Source organism: Natronospirillum operosum, assembly GCF_004768465.1.
Classification (GTDB): domain Bacteria; phylum Pseudomonadota; class Gammaproteobacteria; order Pseudomonadales; family Natronospirillaceae; genus Natronospirillum; species Natronospirillum operosum.
In genome coordinates this window covers 539,288-560,137 of the sequence record NZ_SRMF01000001.1, presented here as the reverse complement: position 1 = coordinate 560,137, position 20,850 = coordinate 539,288, and the positions used below count along the sequence as shown (strand labels likewise).

Sequence of the window (20,850 nt, the reverse complement as noted above, 5' to 3'; positions counted from 1 at the left end):
TTCAGACAGGGGTGAGGTGGTCCGCAGACCACTCACCCCGACAGGACACTAGTGTCCTGTCTGGTTAATTCGACACTGCTCTGAGCCACTGAGCGCTCTGAGAGCAAGGCGCGATGTTGAAGGTCTGGTGGCTCCAAATCGAAACATCGCAACGCCGCTATCAGAGCGCTTCAGGGGCTCCCGGAGGGCGTGCCTCTGCGGCCCCTGGCCTGTGTTGACATCCCTTGAAGTGGGCCCACCACGCCGGCGGGATGTCGCCTTGGCCAGAGACCGCAGACCGCACGCAGAGAGTCGCCGAATTAACCAGACAGGACACTCGCTCTGCTTCAGTGCACCAGGTAGCCGTCGTCATCCCAGGAATAACCGGCTTCCTCGAGCTCTTCGCGCGCAGCGTCCATGTCAAAATCAAGGCGCTCGACGAAGGGTTCATGCCAGAAGGTATTGACCGGTGCAATCACGCTGCTGCCGACTTCGCCGCGACCTTCCAGTAACACATCGACCATGCGCTCGCGGTCGCTGGCCATGGCCAGGGCACGGCGCACGGCGCGGTCATCAAAGGGTTCACGACGCAGGTTGTAGGTCATGTGGAAGTAGCCGAAGTCAGGCACACTGACCACGGTCAGGTGGTCCTGATCTTCCGCCAGACCAATCTGACCCGGCTCCATGCGCCAGGCAGTCATGTCGATCTCGCCGGTCTGCAGGCCGGTGTAGACACCTTCCATATCGGCGTAGATGATGAACTCGACGCCATCCACGGCAATTTCATCGGCATGGAAATGATCTTCGAACCTGCTGATGGCCATAAACTCGCCACGATCAAAACGCTCGAACTGGAACGGCCCGGAACCGACCATCGGAATGTCTTCCGGCGCCAGTGTGGAGGCGTCTTCGATGTCCTCCCAATGATGTTGCGGCAGGATGGGCAACTGAGACAGCGTAATGCTGGCAAAGGACGCCGAAGGCTCGTTCAGATTGAAACGCACGGTGCGCTCGTCCACCACTTCGGCATTGTCCAGCACCGAGGTGTAGGAGGCAAAGTAACTGTATTCCTGATCCAGATAGTAGTTGAAGGTGAAGGCGACGTCTTCGGCGGTCAGCGGTTCGCCATCATGGAAGGTCATGCCTTCACGCAGCACCACTTCAACGGTTGTGTCGTCAATGGCGTTGACCTCTGCGGCGGCCCAGGGCAGCGGCTCGACGTCAGCACTCAGACGCACCAGACGATCATAGTACAGACGCATCCACTTCCAGCCCCAGACCGAGGTGGAATCCAGCGGGTTCAGATTGTCCGGCTCCTGTGGCCCGCCAATGCGCAGCGTCTGACGATCTCCCTGCGGCACGGCTTCCATCGGACCCCACTCGCTGTAGAGGCCTTCACCCGCCATGGGCTCGAAACCGTCGAAGGTGGTGTGGTTGTAGGCCACCACTTCATCGCGGTGGAACAGGACCACCAGCGGCATGTCCGGCTTGTAGAGTTCCTGCATCTCCCGCACCAGTTGCTGGCGACGGTCCACATCAAACTCGCGCGACTGTTCGTCCAGCAGCGCGTCATAGTCGGGATTGTCATATCCGCCCGGGTTGTTGCCACTCAGGCCAGCCTGACGCGAATCCAGCGTGGACAGGAAGAACTGCGGGTCCAGCCGGTCAACACGACCGCTCCAGCCGAGGATGGTGGCATCGAAGTCCTGCTGGTCATAGAACCGCTCCAGGGCGGTGCTGAATTCGGTAGGAGCAACGCTGACTTCGAAACCCAGCTCACGCCAGCGCTCGGCGATCATGAAAGCGGCTTCGTAACGGATGGGGTCGTAGGATTCGGTGGTGGTGATCAGCTCAATGGGCGCTACACGCTCCTGAGCGGTTGCCAGCGTGGCAGAGAAGCCGGCAATTGCGGCCATGGCCGCCAGAGAAGTTAGTCGAGGCTTACTGGATTGCTTTGTCATGATGGGGCCTGCTGTTTTTTTTGGTTTCAGAGACCCAAATCACCCTATCCAGACCGAAAGCCAAGGTCAAATCCCGGCCGCGTCAACAACGCTGTACGAGAATGTTCAACTCACGATCGTTGTAATGTTTTCTGTACAGCCAGTCCGAAATTCGCCCGCGTTCACGTCACACCTGAAGCACGCCACTGGGTTCCAGCACCACATAGACAAAGATGGTCACGTAATGACAGACGCTGCCACCCAGCACAAAGAGGTGCCAGATGCCATGACCATGCGGTATCCATTTGTCCAGCGCGTAGAAGATCACACCCAGGGTATAGATGACGCCGCCGGCTACCAGCCAGGCCAGCCCGGATGGCGGCAATGACTGCACCAGGGGGCCCAGGGCGACCACGACCACCCAGCCCATCAGCAGATAGATGATGACCGGCAGAATGCGCCGGCGGTCGAACGGCAGCAACTCGATCACTATGCCCAGTAACGCAAGCCCCCAGACCACGCCGAAGATACTCCAGCCCCAGGCGCCGCCCATGGTGACCAGGGTGAAGGGCGTGTAGGTACCGGCAATAAGGAAGTAGATGGCGTAATGGTCGATCTTCTTGAAGATCTCTTTCACTGTGCCATCAAAGCTGTGATACAGCGTGGAAGCCGTATAGAGCAACACCAGGGTGACACCGTATACCGTCACACTGACCAGGGTCAGGGCATCGGCCACGATGGCCGCGGCGGTAATGAGTGCAGCCATGCCGGCCAGGGCCGCAATGGCCCCGACCAGATGGCTGATACTGTTAAGACGTTCTCCGTGATACATCGTCTGCTGTCTGTCTCCAGCTCTGGAAGACCACTACTGTAGCAGCCCCCGGGGCAGAATGTACGTCCGACCGCGTCACTTGATCCCCTGCGGCAACAATGGCAATGCGCTGTGCTCACCCGAGGCGGAAAGGACGTTCAGTCGCCAAAAAGCCGATCAAGAAAGCTGCGTCGCTCCGGCCGCTCGGGCGGGTCCAGCTCGCCTATCGGCTCCGGATTGAACTGCCATTCCGGGCCCATGCGTTCAGCCCGCCTGGACATGCGCCCTTCCACATTACTGCTCAGCGGCGCAAAGCGGGGCCGGGTCGTGGTCTCGTCACGGAAATTTCGACCATGCTCCAGCGTCAGTTGCTGCGACAGCATCTGCACAACGCCTTCCTCGGCGTGGAACTTGAAATGCACCGGGCGTGGCCGCAATGACTGGCTGGCAAAACCGGTGACACCAGGCGCCCCGCGTGCCGCATAGCTGACCAGTTCCCAGTCGCCCGGAGGCAGTTCATCAAGGATGACAAAATGACTGTTGTGGCGCGGCCGGATGGTCACCGACAGTGGCTCGTCGTCGGCGTCGACAAAATTCAACACATAATAATAGCCCAACTGCTGCACCGGTCGGCCTTCCAGTGCAAAGCCCATCATGACGATGGTGCCCTGGGTATCCTCGGGTGCTATTTCACCCCGGCCCGCACAGCCGACGAGAACAAGAGCTGCCAGCAAGGGTGCCAGCAGCAAAGAGAACCTGCGCATATCCGTTCTTCCTGACTGAGATACAAGGGAGCATGAATGTAACAGATTTGGCAGCATCAGCAGAAGTGCCGACCATGACGGCGAATCGTAAACCGCAGCCAGTTGCCGCAGACAGCACGGAGTCTAAAGCTGCGCCTGCTCCAGATTCTGCATGGCCTGATCCAGCGTGGCGTCGTCCTTGCCGAAACAGAAACGTATCCAGTGCTCCCCGCTGTCATCGTGCCAGAAGGCACTGCCCGGAACACCCGCCACGCCGGCACGCTCAAGCAACACCATGGCCGCAGCCTGGGCTGTGCTCTGCCCCAGCACCCGGCAATCTGCCAGCACATAATAGGCGCCCTCGGGTACACGCGGGGTCAGCCCGGACCGCTCCAGTGCCGTACAGAAGCGATCGCGCCGCAGCTGATGGTCGGCTGCCAGTTGGCGGTAAAAGTCAGCATTCAGCTGCTCGATGGCATCGGCCACGGCGTGCTGCACGATCGATGGCGTGCACACATAGTACAGATCATTGACCAGGCCAATGGGCTCTGCAAGATGCGCCGGCGCGGCCAGATAGCCCATGCGCCAGCCGGTAATGCTGAAGGTCTTGGAGTAGCCGCCCATGGTCACCGTGCGCTCCCACATGCCCGGCAGGGTCGCCATGCTGATATGACGATGCCCGTCGAACAGGAAGTATTCGTAGATTTCATCGGTGATGCAGAGCAGATCATGGCGCTGGCAGAGGTCAGCCAGCGCGGCCGTTTCGGCGCGCGAAAACACCCGCCCGGAAGGATTCCCCGGCGTGTTCAGCACAATGGCTCTGGCGCCGACAGCCTGCGCCTCGATGGCGGCCACATCCAGCGCCATGGTGTCCCGTTCCAGCGGCACAAAGACCGGCTCCAGGCCAGCCACTTTCAGCGTATTGAGATGATAGCCGTAGTAGGGTTCCAGCAGAATGACGCGATCACCCGGGTTCAGCAGGGCATTGATGGTGGCCACAAAGGCGCCGGTACTGCCCTGGGTGACCACGATCTCGGTATCCGGATCAGCCTGGATGCCGTTGTCCCGCTGCAGCTTGCCGGCCAGCGCCTGGCGCAGACGATCAATGCCATCATAGCGGGTATAGGCATTGTGACCTGCTCTCACCGCCGGCTCGATGCCGGCCAGCACCTCCGGCGGTGGCGGAGTATCACAGATACCCTGGCCCAGATTGACCCCACCCAGCTCATGACAGCGCTGCGTCATGGCCCGAATGGGTGACTGTGAGAGATCGGCTACCCGGTCTGAGATGAATCGGCTCACGCTCACTCCTCACCGCCCCATACCTGAAGGCGCTGTTAGTCGATAAACTGCAGGAACGGCAACGTGGACAGACCCAGAACCACCAGCCCGACAGCGATGTAGAACAGCACACGCAGTGGCTCTTCACGCAGCTTGCGACTGAATGTCATCTGTTCGCCTCGAGCGACCTGCTCGGCATGACGGGCCCGAGCCTGATCGGCGCGCTGCGCCTGATAATCAGCCAGCACGGCCCTGGCCTCGGCCAGGCGGCTGTCATCCCTGAGCCAGATTGCAGCCACGGAGATCTGCCACCGGCCAGCGGTGGTCTCGTAGGTGTCGAAATTGTGCTCGGAAAGCAACTGGCGGACCTCGTCCGCCTCATCGTCCGGCACATTGTTGAGTCTGAACAACAGGCTTGCCATGACTACAGTCTAAAGCCCAACGTCAGAAGTCGAAAGTCTTTCCTTCCAGCGTCTCGATCTCGGCCTTCATGCCTTCGGTGAGAGCCGCCTTGCGCCCGGTCCTGGCATCCACGATAACGATCCGGGCGTTGCCAAAGGTGGTCAGCGCATCCTGCGTCTCACTGTAGATGGCATACTCATGCTCGCAGCCATGTTCGTGCAGCGCCGTCACGCGGGCGCCGATATGAATGCGGTCCGGAAACGTCAGCGGCCGGCGATATTTGGCCTGGGTGGTCCCCAGCACCGGTCCGCAGGCCGGATTGCCGATCAGCGAGGTGCGGCCCATATAGGCAATGCGCACATTCTCGAAATAGCGGAAATAAACCACATTGTTGATATGGGACAGGGCATCCATATCGCCCCACTGCAGATCCACAGTCAGGATAACGGGATAGGTGGACTTGAACTCGGCCAGGGTCTCGGACATGGTATACAGGCTCCATCCTCGGGCAATTGACAGGAATATGCAGTCTAGCATGCTGGCCACCGCTGCCCATGCTGGTGACTGCAGCGGGCAGCCACCTTTGCCGGAGAGTTCAAGACACCGGCAGGAAACGCTGCAGCATTGCCCCGGATAGCAACAATGGTCAAAAACGTCACGGCGGGATAAAGTGCACGCATGCCAAGATAGAATCAGGAGCCCTTCATGTTCACTGCCCTGAAAGTCCTGTTTGCCCTGGCGCTCAGCGCCGCCCTGACCGGCGTCGTGGGCGCTGCGATCCAGACCCAGTTCAATCTGGCCGCGCTGACTGCCATCGGAGCAGTCAACGGGGGTGTCGACATACCGCTGCAACTGCGGCTGGAAACCACCTGGGCGGACATTCAGGGCTTCGGCCCCGTGTTTGCAGGCCTGGCGGCCGTGGCCTTCATTCCGGCCTTTATCGTGGCGCGCGGCATCATCGCCCTGCTGGGACTGCGCTACCTGTTCTATACGCTGGCCGGCGTCGCCGGCATTGCCACAGCGCTCATCACCGCCAACTGGCTCGCCCCCATGCCGGCACTCATCGTGATCACCCAGACCCTCCCCGGGCTGCTGGCCATGAGCGCAGCCGGTCTGGTCGGAGGGTTCTTTTTTGCCCTGCTGAATCCACCGCGCCGCCGTCGCGGCTTCATGTCTGGAGGCATAGACCATGTCAGTTTCCGTTGAGCAGTCCACCCCGCGTTCTCTGACCCGGCTCACCGGCCTGTTGCTGCTGCTCTGTGCGGCCAGTGTCGGCGCCCAGACCGTGAGCACCGACTATACGGTGGAAACGGTCACCACCGGTCTGGAGCATCCCTGGTCCCTGGCCTTCCTGCCCGATAATCGCATGCTGGTCACCGAACGTGCCGGCCGGCTGCGCCTGATCAATCAGGATGATGTACTGATCACCGAGCCCGTCAGCGGCCTGCCGGAGGACATTTACGTGGATGCCCAGGCCGGGCTGAAAGACCTGTTGCTGGCACCCGACTTCGAGGACAGCGGCGAACTGCATTTCAGCTATGCCTGCGGCACGGCCGAAGCCAACACCACCTGCCTGGCGCGCGCCACGCTGGAAGGCCGCCAGTTGCATAATGTCGAGGTCATATTCCGGGCCGACCCGCTGCGCGAAGGCTCGGTACACTATGGCGGCCGCCTCGCCCGGCTGCCCGACGATACCCTGCTGCTGACACTCGGTGACGGCTTCAGCTATCGCAACGAAGCGCAGAACCGGCAGAATCATATCGGCAAGATAGTACGCCTGAACCCGGACGGTTCCGTACCCGCAGACAACCCCTTTGTGGACGACCCCGACACCCGGGACGAAATCTTCACCCTGGGCCACCGCAACCCGCAGGGCATTCTCTACGATGCCGACACCGACCGCATCATTGCCCATGAGCACGGTCCCCGGGGCGGCGACGAGCTCAATATCATCCGTGCCGGTGAAAACTACGGCTGGCCGCTGATCACCACCGGTGTCGACTACACCGGCGCTCGCATCACGCCGTTCACCGAACTGCCGGGCCTGACCACGCCCATTCTGACCTGGACACCGGCCCTGGCCCCATCCGGCATTACCCGCTATGACGGCTTCCTGTTTCCGGACTGGCGGGGCGACTACTTTATCGGCGGCCTGGCCGGGCAGAGTGTGCGCCGGGTGCGGCTGCACAACGGCGACGCCACCGAAGAGGAGGTGCTGTTCGCCGACCGGGGTGACCGCTTCCGCGATGTGCGCACCGGCCCGGACGGTGCGCTTTACCTGCTGACAGACCGGGCCAGCGGCTCGGTACTGCGGGTGGTGCCGGACCGCTGAGACAATCACCAGAGGAGACATCACCATGAGCAAGACCGCACTGATCACCGGCGCCAACCGGGGCATCGGCCTGGCGCTGGCCACCCAACTGGCCACCGAGGGCTGGCAGGTCATCGGTGTCTGCCGCCAGAGCAGCGACGAGCTGGATGCCACCGCCGAGCGCGTCATCACGGCCCTTGATGTCACCCGCCCGGAAGACGTGCAGCGTCTGATCGACGAACTGGGCGCAACCAGGCTGGACCTGCTGATCAACAATGCCGGCCTGCTCGAGGACAACGTACTGGGGGAGATCGACTATGACAGCCTGCGTCGCATGATGGAGATCAATGCCTATGCGCCGCTGCGCGTCACCGAAGCTCTGCTGGATCACCTGAACAAGGGTGCAAAAGTCGGCCTGATCACCAGCCGCATGGGCTCCATAGCCGACAACGACTCCGGGGGCCGGTACGGCTACCGGGCTTCCAAGGCGGCACTGAATGCCTTCGGCAAATCACTGGCGGTGGACCTGCAGCCGCGCGGCATTGCCGTGGCGCTGCTGCACCCCGGTTACGTGAAAACGCGCATGGTCAATTTTGGCGGCATGATCACGCCGGAAGAAGCCGCCCGCGGCATACTGCAGCGGCTGCAGGCGCTGACGGTCGACAACAGCGGCACCTTCTGGCACAGCAACGGCGAAGAGCTGCCCTGGTAACGGTCAGGTCTTGGGCAGAGTCACGCCGCGCTGGCCCATGTACTTGCCCTGCCGGTCCCTGTAGGACACATCACAGACTTCATCGGACTGGAAGAACAGCATCTGCGCCACACCCTCGTTGGCGTAGATCTTGGCCGGCAGATTGGTCGTGTTGGAGAACTCCAGCGTGACATGGCCTTCCCATTCCGGCTCCAGCGGCGTCACATTGACGATGATGCCACAGCGCGCATAGGTCGACTTGCCCAGGCAGATTGTCAGCACATCACGCGGAATGCGGAAGTACTCCACCGTACGCGCCAGCGCAAAGGAATTGGGCGGGATGATGCAGACATCACTCTTGACGTCGACAAAGCTTTTTTCGTCGAAGGCCTTGGGGTCGACGATGGCCGAATGGATGTTGGTAAACACCTTGAACTCATCGGAACAGCGCACATCATAGCCATAGCTGGAGGTGCCATAGGAAATCAGCCGTTCACCCTCGTCATTGGCCTTGACCTGGCCATATTCAAAGGGCTCGATCATGCCTTGGGCTGCCGCCATGCGGCGAATCCAGTGATCCGACTTGATTGTCATGCAGGGTGCTCCGACGCGTTATTGGGATAGCCGCGTATAGTAGCCGGACAGGGGCGGGGGCACAATGGTAGGGACGGTAGACGGTAGACGGTAGACGGTAGACGGTAGACGGTAGACGGTAGACGGTAGACGGTAGAATCGTTAAACGACCTCCAAGGGTTGTCAAACCCTCACTGTCGACTGTGCACTGTCATCTGTCGACCGTCTTCTGTCGACTAAACCCCACCGTCGCCTAAACCCCAGTCTAATCATCGGTGACGCTGAACGTCGGTATCTCCGGCCCGTCGCCGCTCAGCGCCGCCACATTGGCCATGGTCCGGCGTGCCAGCACCTGGTACTGCAGGGCGATCTCGGACTCCGGGTCACTGATCACGGTCGGCGCACCGCCATCGGCCTGTTCCCGAATCTGCAGGTCCAGCGGCAGGCTGGCCAGAATATCGACGTCATACTCCTGGGCCAGTTTCTCGCCGCCGCCCTGACCGAAGATGGCTTCCTGATGCCCGCAGTTGCTGCAGATGTGCATGGCCATGTTTTCCACCACCCCCAGTACCGGAATATTGACCTTGCGGAACATCTCGATACCACGCTTGGCATCCAGCAGGGCGATATCCTGCGGCGTGGTCACGATCACGCTGCCAGTCGCCGGCACCTTCTGCGCAAAGGTGAGCTGGATATCGCCGGTGCCGGGCGGCATATCAACGATCAGATAGTCCAGATCATCCCACAGTGTCTGGTTGAGCAGTTGCAGCAGCGCCCCGCTGACCATGGGGCCGCGCCACACCATGGGCGTCTTGTCCGTGGTCACAAAAGCCATCGACATGGCCTGCACGCCATGCGCCTTGAGCGGGACAAACCACTTGCCCTCTTGCGTATCCGGCCGGGTACCTTCGGCAATGCCGAGCATCATGCCCTGGCTGGGGCCATAGATATCGGCATCCAGTACGCCCACCCGAGCGCCCTCGCCCGCCATGGCCAGGGCCAGGTTGACCGCCGTGGTGGATTTGCCCACCCCGCCCTTGCCCGAGGCCACCGCAATGATATTTTTCACATTGGGCAGGGCCGCAGCCTGCCCTGCGGTCGGCTGGCGGGCGACCAGCCAGTCCACTTGAACCTCGATAGGGCCGGTAAAGATCGACTCCAGTTGTGTCTGCACCAGCGTCGCCAGGCCGGGGCCGAACTGACGAGCCGGGTAACCCAGCTCCAGTGTCACCCTGAGGGTGCCATCCGCTACCGCAAACCCCTTCAACTGTGGTGAGTCCAGCGGCTTGCCGGTATGCGGGTCGCTGACCTGGCGCAGGCAGCGGGCTATCTGGTCGCGATTGGGGGCTGTCTGGGACAAGGTGGACTCCGTAGTCATGCTGACAAGAACGAGTAAATATGTGCCTGATAATAACCAAGCGTTTTAGTCAGGCATTATTATAATGGGACTGACCCGAGCAGCCAACCATCGTCGTCTTTTCAAGCAAGTCAGAAGAAGAGGAACCGCCCATGCACCCCATCTCTCCAGTTCGCTGGTTGACAGTCCTGAGCGCATCCATTGTGCTGATCGGGTGCGCCAGTGTGCCGCTGGAGCGGGCCAACCCTGACCGGCTGCGCGCCAATATCGACTACCGGCAGGCGCCGGATCAGATCTTGCTGGAAACAGAACTGCGTCAGGGCTCCGGCTCCCGCCGGGTGCGGGCTGACAGTCAGCAGTTCTATGTGCGCGATGCTTCCGGCCGCGAGACGCCGCTGGAAGAAGGCGACCGGCGGGGTGACTACAGCCTGCAACTGAATGTGGGCGACGGTCCCTATACTCTGGTGCTGGCAGGCCACGGCGAACACACCCTGCCGCTGGGTGAAACCCTTATTCTGGAAGACCCGGAGCAGGTGGCCGGCAGCCGACGCAGTACCAGTGATCGCATTACCGTGACCTATGAGAACGAGGATCAGGAAGCCCTGATGTGGTCATTCTCGGCTCGCTGCGGCAGCGATGAATGGGAAGTGCGGCGCTCGCTCGAGCGCGATCAGGACCTGATCGAGATCAACCTGCAGAACGTCAAGCAGCAGCTCGACCGTGCGGCCGGCGCCACCCTGACCGGAGAAATCCCGGTCACGATCACGCTGTACCGGCAGTATCGTGATGACCCGCCCGCGCCCTTCCGCTACCAGCGGGTCAGAACCCAGGACAGCCTCACCTTCACCCTCGACACCGCCCGTGTCGGCGTGCAGGTCTCCGGCAGCGTGTCCTTCATGGTCTCGCCCAACGCCAGCCTGGGCATCGGCGCCCAGAGCCGACCTGTCCGCCGCTGCACCTGAGCCTGCCACCGTATCCAGTAGGCCGTGAGCTTGCTCAGGCATTCGAGCCAAGGCACCCATGCGTGGCCAAGGGCCACAGCCTACAGGACAGCGCCACATTTGTAGGCCGTGAGCTTGCTCACGCATTCGATCAGAGCCACCCTGGCGGTAGCAAAACCCGGGCACAGGCATTAACATACGCGGTCCCACGACTTTCAACCCAAATCCTGGCTTTGAGTGATCATGACCGCTTCCGAACCGCGCAAGATTCTTGTTACCAGTGCCCTGCCCTACGCCAACGGACCGATCCACCTGGGCCACATGCTGGAACACATCCAGACCGACGTCTGGGTTCGCTTCCAGCGCGCCCGCGGCCACCAGTGCATCGCCGTCTGTGCTGACGACACCCACGGCACCCCGGTCATGCTGCGCGCCGAGCGCGAAGGCATCACACCCGAAGCCCTGATCGACCGCATGCGAGCCGAACACTGGGAAGATTTTCAGGACTTCCTGATCAGCTATGACAACTACTACACCACGCATTCGGAAGAGAACCGCTATTTCAGCGAGCTGATCTATACCCGCTGCCGCGACAATGGCCATATCGCCACGCGCACCATCCGCCAGATGTTCGACCCGGAAAAGGAAATGTTCCTTGCCGATCGCTTCATCAAGGGCACCTGCCCCAAGTGCGGCGCCGAAGAACAGTTCGGCGACAACTGCGAAGTCTGCGGGGCCACTTATACGCCAAACGAACTGATCAACCCGGTGTCGGCCCTGTCCGGCGTCACGCCGGTGGAGCGCGAGTCCGAGCACTACTTCTTCCGCCTGCCGGAATTCACCGACCTGCTGCAGGAGTGGACCCGCAGCGGCGCCCTGCAGCCCAGCGTGGCCAACAAGCTGGCCGAATGGCTCGACAGCGGTCTGCAGGAATGGGACATCAGCCGTGATGCGCCCTATTTCGGCTTCGAGATCCCCGATGCGCCGGGCAAGTACTTCTATGTCTGGCTCGACGCCCCCATCGGCTACATGGCCAGCTTCAGAAACCTCTGTGACCGGCGCGACGATCTGGATTTCGATGCCTTCTGGACCAAAGACAGCAAGGCGGAGCTGTACCACTTCATCGGCAAGGACATCATCAACTTCCACGCCCTGTTCTGGCCTGCCATGCTGCACAGCGCCGGCTTCCGCAAGCCGAGCGGCGTTTATGCCCACGGCTATGTGACCGTCAACGGTGAGAAGATGTCCAAGTCGCGCGGCACCTTTGTCATGGCGCGCACCTATCTCGAACACCTGGCACCCGAGTACCTGCGCTATTACTACGCGGCCAAGCTGGGCAGCACAGTCGAGGACATCGACCTCAACCTGGACGATTTCGTGCAGCGCGTGAATTCGGACCTGGTGGGCAAGGTGGTCAATATCGCCAGTCGCAGTGCCGGTTTCGTCAAGAAACTGGGCGGCTCGCTGGCCGATGAACTGCCGCATCCGGAGCTCTATGACGAGTTTCTGCAGACCAGCGAAACCATTGCCGAGCTCTACGAAGCGCGCGAATACAGCAAGGCCATCCGCCATATCATGAATCTGGCGGACCGGGCCAACGAGTATATTCAGGAGCATGCGCCCTGGGTGATGGCGAAGGAAGAGGGCCGCGACGCCGAGGTACTGGCCGTCTGCACCCAATCGCTCAACCTGTTCCGGGTGCTGATGACCTGGCTGCAGCCGGTGCTGCCGGACATGGCGCACAAGGCCGCCGCCTTCCTGAATGTGGACGATTTCGCCTGGGCTGCCATCGAGCAGCCGCTGCTGGGTCATCCGATCAACAAGTTCAAGCCGCTGCTGACCCGCATCGAGCGCGATCAGGTGGATGCCATGATCGAGGCCAGCAAGGTCACGGATGAAGCCAAGGCGGCTGCCAAGGCCAAGGCCAATGATCCGACCCAGCCGGCCAACCAGCAGAAGAAAAGGGACGCAGCGGCCGCGAGCAAGAAGGACGACGCGCCCGGTATTATCCAGTTCGATGACTTCGCCAAACTGGACCTGCGCGTAGCGCAGGTGATCGAGGCAAATCATGTGGAGGGCGCCGACAAGCTGCTGCAGCTGAAACTCGACGTGGGCAATGGTGAAACCCGGCAGGTGTTCTCGGGCATCAAGTCGCATTATCAGCCCAGCGATCTGCAGGGTAAAAATGTGGTGCTGGTCTACAACCTGGCACCGCGCAAGATGCGCTTTGGCATGAGCGAGGGCATGGTACTCGCCGCCGGCGAAGGCCAGGACCTCTGGGTTCTCGAACCCGACAGCGCCATACCGCCGGGCACGCGGATCAGTTGAGGCAGACGGAAAACGGCGGCGCCTCACTTGTAGGCGGTGCAGCTCGACGTTTTGGCCCTTGGCCACGCATGCGTAAGATGGGCGCCGAGTAATATTTAGTGCCATTGCCGCCTGATGGCGGGGTACACTGACCGCAGACACGCAAAAACGTCATCCCTGACAGCTCGACTCCGCACATCCCTGTGCGGAGACGGTCTGCGGCTCAGTGCACCGCCGCCCGGCGGCCGCACCATCGCAGGCTACTTTCAATGGGCGGCTGACGCTGCCATCGGCCAGGGGCTGGCCTCCCACGAAATTCAGGCACCAATCGTACCGTGGGAGAGCCGGTCCGACGTTTCGGCCCCGTGCGCGATCGGCCACACAAGCACCGTGGGAGCGCACCCCGTGCGCGATGGGGCCGCAGGCCCCTGGGGTCGGAAGGCACGACAGGAGTCGCCTGCCGGGTGCAGGCCCTGTGAGACCGTTTGCGGCCAGGGACGGCCGCAACCGAGCTGGCATAGATGCCGTTTTTGCGTGTCTCACAGGGCCTGTACCCGAGCTTGGCGACGGTACGATTGGTACAGGCAGACCAAAGACCCCTGACGGCGCCGTGCGTGGCCAAGGGCCACGGCCTACACAGGTTGGGCACCCGCCTTGTTCGAGCCCGCCCGAACCCGCATAATAGCGCGCCTGCACAACACTACGGAAAGCGACTACAGTCACAGCATGACAGACTACTTCCTGCTGCTCCTGAGCACCGTGCTCGTCAACAACTTCGTGCTGGTCCAGTTTCTCGGGCTGTGCCCCTTCATGGGCGTGTCCAACAAGCTGGAAACCGCCATGGGCATGTCGTTCGCCACCACCTTTGTGCTGACGCTGGCCTCCGTATTCAGCTACCTGGTCTACACCCTGATTCTGGTGCCGCTCGACGTCGTCTTTCTGCAGACCATCAGCTTTATTCTGGTCATCGCCGCCGTGGTTCAGTTCACCGAGATGGTGGTGCGCAAGACCAGCCCGCTGCTGTACCGGGTACTGGGCATCTTTCTGCCCCTGATTACCACCAACTGCGCCGTGCTCGGGGTGGCGCTGCTCAATATCCAGCAGGGCAACACCTTTATCGAATCCCTGCTGTACGGCTTTGGTGCCGCTGTCGGCTTCTCGCTGGTACTGGTGCTGTTTGCCGCCATGCGCGAACGGCTGAACGTGGCTGACGTACCGGCCCCGTTCAAGGGTTCGGCCATTGGCATGGTCACCGCCGGGCTGATGTCGCTGGGCTTCATGGGCTTCACGGGGCTGGTCACGTTATGATCATTCTCTGGTCCATCCTCGCCCTGCTCTTTCTGGCCGCCCTGTTCGGTGCCCTGCTCGGCTATGCCTCGGTGCGCTTCAAGCCGGAAGGCGACCCCATCATCGACCAGATCGACGACATCCTGCCACAGACCCAGTGCGGTCAGTGTGGCTACCCGGGCTGCCGGCCCTATGCCGAAGCCATCGCCAATGGCGACCCGATCAACAAGTGCCCGCCCGGCGGCGAAAGCACCATCCAGGAACTGGCCGACCTGCTGGACGTCGAGCCGCTGCCGCTGGATGCCGAACACGGCGAAGAAAAACCGAAGCAGGTCGCCATCATCCGCGAAGACGAGTGCATCGGCTGCACCAAGTGCATTCAGGCCTGCCCGGTGGATGCCATACTGGGCGCGGCCAAGCAGATGCACACCGTGATCGCCAGCGAATGCACCGGCTGCGACCTCTGTGTCGACCCCTGCCCGGTCGACTGCATCGACATGGTGCCGGTCGAGACCAGCATCCAGACCTGGCACTGGCAGGCCCCGCAGCCCGACTACAAGCTGATCGCCACCGATGCCGGCCGCTCCGGGGAGGCCGCATGAACCTGATGCGGCTGTTGCGCGGCGATACCGACGCCCCCGAATGGTACGACTTTCCGGGCGGTGTCCACCCGCCGGAGAACAAGACCCAGAGCCTGCGCGGCCCGATCGCGGAGTTCCCGCTGCAGGAAGAATATGTGGTGCCACTGAACCAGCATATCGGCGCCGTCTCGGTACCCGTGGTCGAGGTGGGTGAGTCGGTACTGACCGGCCAGGTCATCGCAGAAGCAGCGGGCTTTATCAGCGCCCCGGCGCATGCGCCCACCAGCGGTACCGTTACCGCCATTGAAGACCGGCCGGTGCCGCACCCTTCCGGGCTGACCACAGGCTGCATCATCATCCGCGCCGACGGCCATGATACCTGGCGCCCCCGCACCCCCTGGGCCCATCTGCAGGACCATCACCACACCGACCTGCTGGCGCGCATCCAGAATGCCGGCCTCACCGGCCTCGGCGGGGCCAGTTTCCCCACCGCCGTCAAGCTGGCGGCGGACCGCAATCATGTCGACACCCTGATCGTCAACGGCACCGAGTGCGAGCCCTATATCACCGCCGACCATGCCCTGATGCGCGAGCGCCCGCAGCAGATACTGCGCGGCATTGAAGTCGCCCACGAACTGTACGATTTCAGGCGCATTCTGATCGGCGTGGAAGACAACAAGCCGGATGCCGTCAGCGCCCTGCGCCGCGCCCTGACCGCCATACCGGCCGAGCTCGAAGCACGCATCGAGCTGCGCGTCTTCCCGACCCGCTACCCCTCCGGCGGTGAAAAGCAGCTGGTCTATCTGCTTACCGGGCAGGAAGTGCCCGCCGGCGGTCTGCCCACCGACCTGGGCATGCTGTGCCACAATGTCGGCACCCTGGCCGCGCTGGCCGACGCCGTATTCGACGACCGGCCCCTGATCAGCCGCATCACCACCCTGACCGGCAATCAGCTCCCTTGGCAGGGCAATATCGAAGTGCGCCTGGGTACCGACATCCGCACCATCCTCGACTGGGCCGGCTATCAGCCAGACCCGAACCGCGCCGAGCGCATCATCATGGGCGGCCCCATGATGGGCTTTGCCCTGGACCAGCGCCAGTTGCCACTGGTCAAGGCCACCAACTGCCTGCTGGTACCCACCGAACAGGAACTGCCCACTCCGCCCCCGGCCAAACCCTGCATCCGCTGTGGCCAGTGCGAACAGGTCTGCCCGGCCGGTCTGCTGCCGCAGCAACTGATGTGGTTTGCCCAGTCACATGAATGGGACAAGGCCGAGTCACATCACCTGTTCGACTGCATCGAATGCGGTGCCTGCGCCTATGTCTGCCCCAGCCATATTCCGCTCGTGCAGTATTACCGCTTTGCCAAGGGCAGCATCCGGCGCGAGCAGGCGGAGCACCGACAGTCGGAACGGGCGCGCCTGCGCTTCGAAGCCCGCCAGGCGCGCCTGGAACGCGAAGCAGCAGAGAAGGAAGCCCGGCGACGCCAGCGTGCCGAGGCGGCACGGGCCCGGCAGGCCGAACAGGCCACAACGCCCACGGCCGACAGTTCGCCGGCAGACCCGGTAGCCGCCGCCGTGGCCCGCTCCAAGGCCAGAAAGCAGGCCAGTCAGTCAGCTGCGGGCAGGGCCACGGCAACCGTCAGCCCGGGGGCGCCGGAGTTGACCAGAGAGCAGCTCAGCGCCCGCCTGGACAGCCAACGCCGCCGCCTGGAAAAGGCCGAAGCCAAACTGGCCGCAGCGGCGCCCGAACATCAAAAGGCCATGGAAACCACGGTGAGCAAGCTGCGCGAGCAGATTCACAAGACCGAACAGCAACTGGCTGACCGACCGGAGCGAGAGGCCTGAGATGCTGACTCCGTCCTCACCACACGCCGTCGGCAACCAGTCCGTGCAACAGGTCATGTTCTCGGTCTGGGCCGCCACCCTGCCCGGCTTTGCTGCCTTGATCTGGTTCTTTGGCTGGGGCTATCTGATCAATGCCGTGCTCGCGGTGGCCACGGCGCTGGTGGCGGAAGCCATCATACTGCGCCTGCGCCGACGCCCGGTGTGGTTCTTTCTGGGTGATGGCAGTGCCCTGCTGACCGCCTGGCTGCTGGCCCTGGCCCTGCCTCCGCTGGCTCCCTGGTGGATTCCCGTCATCGGCACCCTGGCCGCCATCGTCTTTGCCAAGCATCTGTACGGCGGGCTGGGCAACAACCCCTTCAATCCGGCCATGGTCGGCTATGCCGTACTGCTGATTTCCTTTCCAGTGGAAATGACCACACGCTGGGGCATACCGGCGGCGCTAGCCACCGAGGCCCACAGCCTGCTGGACAGTGCCCGGGTGATTTTCGCCGGCCTGCGTGTGGACCCGGCCCTGGTCGACGGCATGACCATGGCCACTCCGCTGGATGTGTACAAGAACGACATCGCCACCCTCGACGCGGCCGAACTGCGGGCCGAGCCGCTGTTCAGTGCCGGCTGGCGGGTGTATGGCTGGGAGTGGGTCAGCGGCCTCTATCTGCTCGGCGGTCTGTATCTGCTCTGGCGTCGCATCATCACCTGGCACATCCCGGTGGCCGTGCTGGGCAGCCTGACCCTGCTGGCCCTGCTGTTTTCCTGGAATCCGGACCTGCGGGTGCCGGTGGATCTGCACCTGCTGGGCGGGGCCACCATGCTTGGCGCCTTCTTCATTGCCACCGATCCGGTCTCTGCGGCCACCAGCAACCGGGGCAAGCTGGTGTTCGGCGCCGGCATCGGTATTCTGATCTATGTCATCCGCACCTGGGGCAATTACCCGGATGCCGTAGCCTTTGCCGTGCTGCTGATGAACTTCGCCGCCCCGCTGATCGACCACTACACGCGCCCGCGCGTCTACGGGGAGGGCCGCTCATGATCACCAGCCCCATGCTGCGCCATGCCATCGGCCTCGGCCTCTTTGCGGTGTTCACGGCCGGGCTGATTGCCGTGGTGCATACCCAGACCCGGGACCGCGCCGCCGCCAATGCCGAGGCCTATGCCGCGCGCACCCTGTATGAACTGGTACCGGCAGACTATTTTTCCGCACCCATTGAAGACAGCCATTTTTCCATTCTGGAGGCGCCGCGCGCGATAGCGCCGGAGCGACTGTCGCTGCGCCGTGACCGGGCAGCGTTCAGAGCCATACGGAATGATGCCGTGACCGCCGTGGTGCTGCCGGTGACCGCCCCGCAGGGCTATACCGGTGATATCGACCTGCTGATGGCCATCGAGCCCGACGGTACCCTGCTCGGGGTCAGGGTAGTGGCACATCAGGAAACGCCCGGCCTGGGTGACGCCATCGAAGCCGACCGCAGCGACTGGATACTGCAGTTCGACGGAACTTCACTGTCTGTGCCGCCGCCCGAGCAATGGGCCGTGCGCAAGGATGACGGCGACTTCGACCAGTTGACCGGCGCCACCATCACCCCAAGGGCAGTGGTCAATGCCGTGCGCATCGGTTTAGAATTCTTTGCCGACAATCGGGAGTGGTTGCTGGCCGAGTGACGCAAGTCCCGACAAACGTGGCACAGCACCATACACTGTAGCGAGGGACGCAAGTCCCGATTGGGCCGAACGGCCCCGGCAAGACAGGGCGGCATTCGCCGCCATCGCGACTCGCGTCGCTCACTACAGGTCAGGAGAACAGACAATGACCGACAACGCGGGCACGATCACACGCAACGGGCTGTGGACCAACAACCCGGCGCTGGTGCAGTTGCTGGGCCTGTGTCCTCTGCTGGCGGTTTCCGGCACCGTGGTCAATGCACTGGGGCTGAGTGTTGCCACCCTGGCGGTGCTGATGGGCTCCAACCTGGCCGTGTCGCTGCTGCGCCACTATGTCTCCGACGCCGTGCGCCTGCCGGCCTTTGTCATGATCATTGCTGCCCTGGTCACCTGCGCCGAAATGCTGATGCGTGCCTTCACCTACGAGCTGTATCAGATTCTGGGCATCTTCATTCCGCTGATTGTCACCAACTGCGCCATCCTGGGCCGCGCCGACGGCTTTGCACGCAAGAACCCGCCGCTGCCGGCCCTGCTCGACGGCCTGATGATGGGTCTGGGTTTCGGGGCCGTGCTGGTGCTGCTGGGCGCCATCCGCGAGCTGATCGGTCAGGGCACCCTGTTTGCCAACATGCATCTGCTGTTTGGCGATGTGGCCCGGGGCTGGGTCTGGACACCCATCGACAACTATCCGAATTTTCTGTTTGCCGTCCTGCCGCCCGGCGCCTTTGTCGTGACCGGGCTGCTGATTGCCCTGAAAAACGCCATCGACAGCGGCGCCGAAGCCAGACGTGCCCGGGCGCCTATCGAGCGCGGCAGCAAGCGGGTGCGAGTCACCGGCAAGATCACCTGAACCACCGACCTGGACCGACAAGGGGGCCCGACAGGCCATGAACAAGGCCAAGCGCTTTGAAATCTTTTCCCGGCTGCGAGCCGCCAACCCGGAGCCGACCACGGAATTGGAGTACAGCAGCACCTTCGAACTGCTGATCGCCGTGATTCTGTCCGCTCAGGCCACGGATGTCGGCGTCAACAAGGCCACACGCCGACTGTTTCCGGTCGCCAACACGCCGCAGGCCATACTGGATCTGGGGCTGGACGGGCTGAAGGAGTACATCAGGACCATCGGCCTGTACAACAGCAAGGCCGAGAACATCATGAAAACCTGTCGCGCCCTGGTCGAGCAGCACAATGGCGAAGTGCCCGCCACCCGCGAGGCACTGGAAGCCCTGCCCGGCGTCGGCCGCAAGACGGCCAATGTGGTCCTGAACACCGCCTTTCGGCAGCCGGCCATGGCTGTCGATACCCATATTTTCCGGGTCTCCAACCGTACCGGCATTGCACCGGGCAAGACCGTGCGGCAGGTGGAAGACAGGCTGGTGCGCCTGACCCCGAAAGAGTTTCTGCTCGATGCCCACCACTGGCTGATATTGCACGGCCGCTACACCTGCGTGGCCAGGAAGCCCCGCTGCGGCAGCTGCATCATAGAGGATCTGTGTGAATACAGGGACAAGATCAGTTGAGCCGAGCCCGGCCGTCATAGTGCTGACAGCCGCCAGCGGACCCAACCTGTGCTGGCCGGACACGGATCAACCGCAGCCGACACTGCTGCGCACGGAGGCGACAGCGGACAACTGGCTGGATATGGCCACCCATCTGGCTGCCCGGGCCTCGGCCCTTGTGACCCTGCATACCGAGGGCGGGCCGCCGGCCTGGTACTCGCCGGCACTCGACCAGTTGCATGCCGAACTGCACCGCTGGCACCCGGGACCTGTGCCCCGATTGCGCACGCTGAGCGCGGAGTCGCCGAGCGCCGCCTGTCTGCTCGCCAGTCAACTGTGCCGGCCAGCCGCGCCCGGCCTGCCGCTGGATGCCCGCATCGACCAGAGTCAGCGCCACCCGCCACGCACCGGACACTGGCAACGTCGTCTGCCCGGCCTGTGGCAGCTGAGCTGGACGCAGGGCCGGACGCATTGCGCCGGCCGAAGGCAGCTGCAGCGGCGGATGCAGGCACTGGTAACGGATCATTGCTGGGCTGTGGTCGATGCGAGTGGCGGCGTGCAACTGGGCCCGGATAACGCCTCGGGCCGGGCTGGCCCCGACCCCGTCACGCCGCGCGGTGAATGCTCCTGGAACTGACGCA

General features: G+C 62.7%; 21 protein-coding genes. 13 read left to right on the top strand and 8 right to left on the bottom strand.

Annotation, left to right across the window (positions count from 1 at the left end; genetic code table 11):
• Nucleotides 1-326: 326 nt before the first annotated feature.
• From E4656_RS02630 to E4656_RS02605, 6 genes are all read right to left on the bottom strand, one after another.
• The gene (locus E4656_RS02630) at nt 327-1,940 is read right to left on the bottom strand and encodes an ABC transporter substrate-binding protein (RefSeq protein ID WP_135480920.1); all 1,614 of its coding nucleotides are present in this window, start codon (nt 1,938-1,940) and stop codon (nt 327-329) included.
• A gap of 166 nt (nt 1,941-2,106) precedes the next feature.
• Nucleotides 2,107-2,751 (bottom strand): PAQR family membrane homeostasis protein TrhA, encoded by a 645-nt coding sequence (gene trhA, locus E4656_RS02625; RefSeq protein ID WP_135480918.1) that lies wholly within the window; start codon nt 2,749-2,751, stop codon nt 2,107-2,109.
• Between the two features lie 137 nt (nt 2,752-2,888).
• Nucleotides 2,889-3,494 (bottom strand): hypothetical protein, encoded by a 606-nt coding sequence (locus E4656_RS02620; RefSeq protein ID WP_135480916.1) that lies wholly within the window; start codon nt 3,492-3,494, stop codon nt 2,889-2,891.
• Between the two features lie 123 nt (nt 3,495-3,617).
• A complete protein-coding gene (locus tag E4656_RS02615; RefSeq protein ID WP_240753883.1) occupies nt 3,618-4,775 on the bottom strand; it encodes a pyridoxal phosphate-dependent aminotransferase in 1,158 nt (385 codons plus the stop codon).
• Nucleotides 4,776-4,810: 35 nt separating this feature from the next.
• Nucleotides 4,811-5,176, bottom strand: a complete 366-nt coding sequence (locus tag E4656_RS02610) for a DUF6164 family protein (RefSeq protein ID WP_135480914.1) — start codon at nt 5,174-5,176, stop codon at nt 4,811-4,813.
• 22 nt (nt 5,177-5,198) lie between these two features.
• Nucleotides 5,199-5,642: an acyl-CoA thioesterase gene (locus E4656_RS02605; protein WP_167855900.1), complete on the bottom strand. Its 444-nt coding sequence runs from the start codon at nt 5,640-5,642 to the stop codon at nt 5,199-5,201.
• 219 nt (nt 5,643-5,861) lie between these two features.
• Between E4656_RS02605 and E4656_RS02600 the strand changes: the two genes are divergently transcribed.
• Genes E4656_RS02600 through E4656_RS02590 form a run of 3 tightly spaced genes read left to right on the top strand, consistent with a single transcriptional unit; the run spans nt 5,862 to nt 8,179 of the window.
• Nucleotides 5,862-6,362 (top strand): hypothetical protein, encoded by a 501-nt coding sequence (locus tag E4656_RS02600; RefSeq protein ID WP_135480911.1) that lies wholly within the window; start codon nt 5,862-5,864, stop codon nt 6,360-6,362.
• On the top strand, nt 6,346-7,488 hold the full coding sequence (locus E4656_RS02595; RefSeq protein WP_135480909.1) for a PQQ-dependent sugar dehydrogenase: 1,143 nt from the start codon (nt 6,346-6,348) through the stop codon (nt 7,486-7,488). The genes E4656_RS02600 and E4656_RS02595 overlap by 17 nt, the downstream gene beginning before the upstream one ends.
• Nucleotides 7,489-7,513: 25 nt before the next feature.
• Nucleotides 7,514-8,179 carry an SDR family oxidoreductase gene (locus E4656_RS02590; protein ID WP_135480907.1) on the top strand — a complete coding sequence of 222 codons (666 nt, stop codon included), beginning with the start codon at nt 7,514-7,516 and terminating at the stop codon, nt 8,177-8,179.
• 3 nt (nt 8,180-8,182) lie between these two features.
• Here the strand turns inward: E4656_RS02590 and dcd are convergent, their stop codons facing one another.
• Both dcd and apbC read right to left on the bottom strand, forming a co-directional pair.
• Nucleotides 8,183-8,752: a dCTP deaminase gene (gene dcd, locus E4656_RS02585; protein WP_135480906.1), complete on the bottom strand. Its 570-nt coding sequence runs from the start codon at nt 8,750-8,752 to the stop codon at nt 8,183-8,185.
• A gap of 244 nt (nt 8,753-8,996) precedes the next feature.
• Nucleotides 8,997-10,091, bottom strand: coding sequence for an iron-sulfur cluster carrier protein ApbC (apbC, locus tag E4656_RS02580; protein WP_205849076.1), 1,095 nt, complete (start codon nt 10,089-10,091; stop codon nt 8,997-8,999).
• A 149-nt stretch (nt 10,092-10,240) separates the two neighbouring features.
• Here apbC and E4656_RS02575 point away from each other — a divergent pair, with 149 nt between their 5' ends.
• The 10 genes from E4656_RS02575 (at nt 10,241) to E4656_RS02530 (ending at nt 20,846) form a co-directional block, all read left to right on the top strand.
• Complete coding sequence (locus tag E4656_RS02575) at nt 10,241-11,050, top strand: hypothetical protein (protein ID WP_135480902.1); 810 nt, start codon at nt 10,241-10,243, stop codon at nt 11,048-11,050.
• Nucleotides 11,051-11,272: 222 nt separating this feature from the next.
• Complete coding sequence (gene metG / locus E4656_RS02570; protein WP_135480901.1) at nt 11,273-13,357, top strand: methionine--tRNA ligase; 2,085 nt, start codon at nt 11,273-11,275, stop codon at nt 13,355-13,357.
• A gap of 705 nt (nt 13,358-14,062) precedes the next feature.
• Nucleotides 14,063-14,644, top strand: a complete 582-nt coding sequence (gene rsxA, locus E4656_RS02565) for an electron transport complex subunit RsxA (protein ID WP_135480899.1) — start codon at nt 14,063-14,065, stop codon at nt 14,642-14,644.
• Nucleotides 14,641-15,225 carry an electron transport complex subunit RsxB gene (gene rsxB / locus E4656_RS02560; protein WP_135480897.1) on the top strand — a complete coding sequence of 195 codons (585 nt, stop codon included), beginning with the start codon at nt 14,641-14,643 and terminating at the stop codon, nt 15,223-15,225. Before rsxA ends, rsxB begins: the two co-directional genes overlap by 4 nt.
• Complete coding sequence (rsxC, locus tag E4656_RS02555; RefSeq protein WP_135480896.1) at nt 15,222-17,051, top strand: electron transport complex subunit RsxC; 1,830 nt, start codon at nt 15,222-15,224, stop codon at nt 17,049-17,051. Before rsxB ends, rsxC begins: the two co-directional genes overlap by 4 nt.
• A 1-nt stretch (nt 17,052) precedes the next feature.
• Nucleotides 17,053-18,081 (top strand): electron transport complex subunit RsxD, encoded by a 1,029-nt coding sequence (gene rsxD, locus E4656_RS02550; protein WP_135480894.1) that lies wholly within the window; start codon nt 17,053-17,055, stop codon nt 18,079-18,081.
• Nucleotides 18,078-18,710, top strand: a complete 633-nt coding sequence (gene rsxG / locus E4656_RS02545) for an electron transport complex subunit RsxG (RefSeq protein ID WP_135480892.1) — start codon at nt 18,078-18,080, stop codon at nt 18,708-18,710. The genes rsxD and rsxG overlap by 4 nt, the downstream gene beginning before the upstream one ends.
• A 145-nt stretch (nt 18,711-18,855) precedes the next feature.
• Nucleotides 18,856-19,560 carry an electron transport complex subunit E gene (locus E4656_RS02540; RefSeq protein ID WP_135480890.1) on the top strand — a complete coding sequence of 235 codons (705 nt, stop codon included), beginning with the start codon at nt 18,856-18,858 and terminating at the stop codon, nt 19,558-19,560.
• A gap of 37 nt (nt 19,561-19,597) precedes the next feature.
• Entirely contained in the window at nt 19,598-20,230 is a 633-nt protein-coding gene (gene nth / locus E4656_RS02535; protein WP_135480888.1) for an endonuclease III, read from the top strand.
• Entirely contained in the window at nt 20,205-20,846 is a 642-nt protein-coding gene (locus E4656_RS02530; protein ID WP_135480886.1) for a hypothetical protein, read from the top strand. The genes nth and E4656_RS02530 overlap by 26 nt, the downstream gene beginning before the upstream one ends.
• Nucleotides 20,847-20,850: the final 4 nt, after the last annotated feature.

Excerpts from the sequence above, each read along its gene's own strand:
- dcd (WP_135480906.1), bottom strand. The coding sequence starts at position 8,752 with ATGACAATCAAGTCGGATCACTGGATTCGCCGCATGGCGGCAGCCCAA.
- trhA (WP_135480918.1), bottom strand. The coding sequence starts at position 2,751 with ATGTATCACGGAGAACGTCTTAACAGTATCAGCCATCTGGTCGGGGCC.
- E4656_RS02540 (WP_135480890.1), top strand. The coding sequence starts at position 18,856 with ATGACCGACAACGCGGGCACGATCACACGCAACGGGCTGTGGACCAAC.
- nth (WP_135480888.1), top strand. The coding sequence starts at position 19,598 with ATGAACAAGGCCAAGCGCTTTGAAATCTTTTCCCGGCTGCGAGCCGCC.
- rsxB (WP_135480897.1), top strand. The coding sequence starts at position 14,641 with ATGATCATTCTCTGGTCCATCCTCGCCCTGCTCTTTCTGGCCGCCCTG.
- E4656_RS02605 (WP_167855900.1), bottom strand. The coding sequence starts at position 5,642 with ATGTCCGAGACCCTGGCCGAGTTCAAGTCCACCTATCCCGTTATCCTG.
- E4656_RS02590 (WP_135480907.1), top strand. The coding sequence starts at position 7,514 with ATGAGCAAGACCGCACTGATCACCGGCGCCAACCGGGGCATCGGCCTG.
- E4656_RS02595 (WP_135480909.1), top strand. The coding sequence starts at position 6,346 with ATGTCAGTTTCCGTTGAGCAGTCCACCCCGCGTTCTCTGACCCGGCTC.
- E4656_RS02575 (WP_135480902.1), top strand. The coding sequence starts at position 10,241 with ATGCACCCCATCTCTCCAGTTCGCTGGTTGACAGTCCTGAGCGCATCC.
- rsxA (WP_135480899.1), top strand. The coding sequence starts at position 14,063 with ATGACAGACTACTTCCTGCTGCTCCTGAGCACCGTGCTCGTCAACAAC.
- rsxC (WP_135480896.1), top strand. The coding sequence starts at position 15,222 with ATGAACCTGATGCGGCTGTTGCGCGGCGATACCGACGCCCCCGAATGG.
- metG (WP_135480901.1), top strand. The coding sequence starts at position 11,273 with ATGACCGCTTCCGAACCGCGCAAGATTCTTGTTACCAGTGCCCTGCCC.
- rsxG (WP_135480892.1), top strand. The coding sequence starts at position 18,078 with ATGATCACCAGCCCCATGCTGCGCCATGCCATCGGCCTCGGCCTCTTT.
- E4656_RS02620 (WP_135480916.1), bottom strand. The coding sequence starts at position 3,494 with ATGCGCAGGTTCTCTTTGCTGCTGGCACCCTTGCTGGCAGCTCTTGTT.
- E4656_RS02610 (WP_135480914.1), bottom strand. The coding sequence starts at position 5,176 with ATGGCAAGCCTGTTGTTCAGACTCAACAATGTGCCGGACGATGAGGCG.
- rsxD (WP_135480894.1), top strand. The coding sequence starts at position 17,053 with ATGCTGACTCCGTCCTCACCACACGCCGTCGGCAACCAGTCCGTGCAA.
- E4656_RS02600 (WP_135480911.1), top strand. The coding sequence starts at position 5,862 with ATGTTCACTGCCCTGAAAGTCCTGTTTGCCCTGGCGCTCAGCGCCGCC.
- E4656_RS02630 (WP_135480920.1), bottom strand. The coding sequence starts at position 1,940 with ATGACAAAGCAATCCAGTAAGCCTCGACTAACTTCTCTGGCGGCCATG.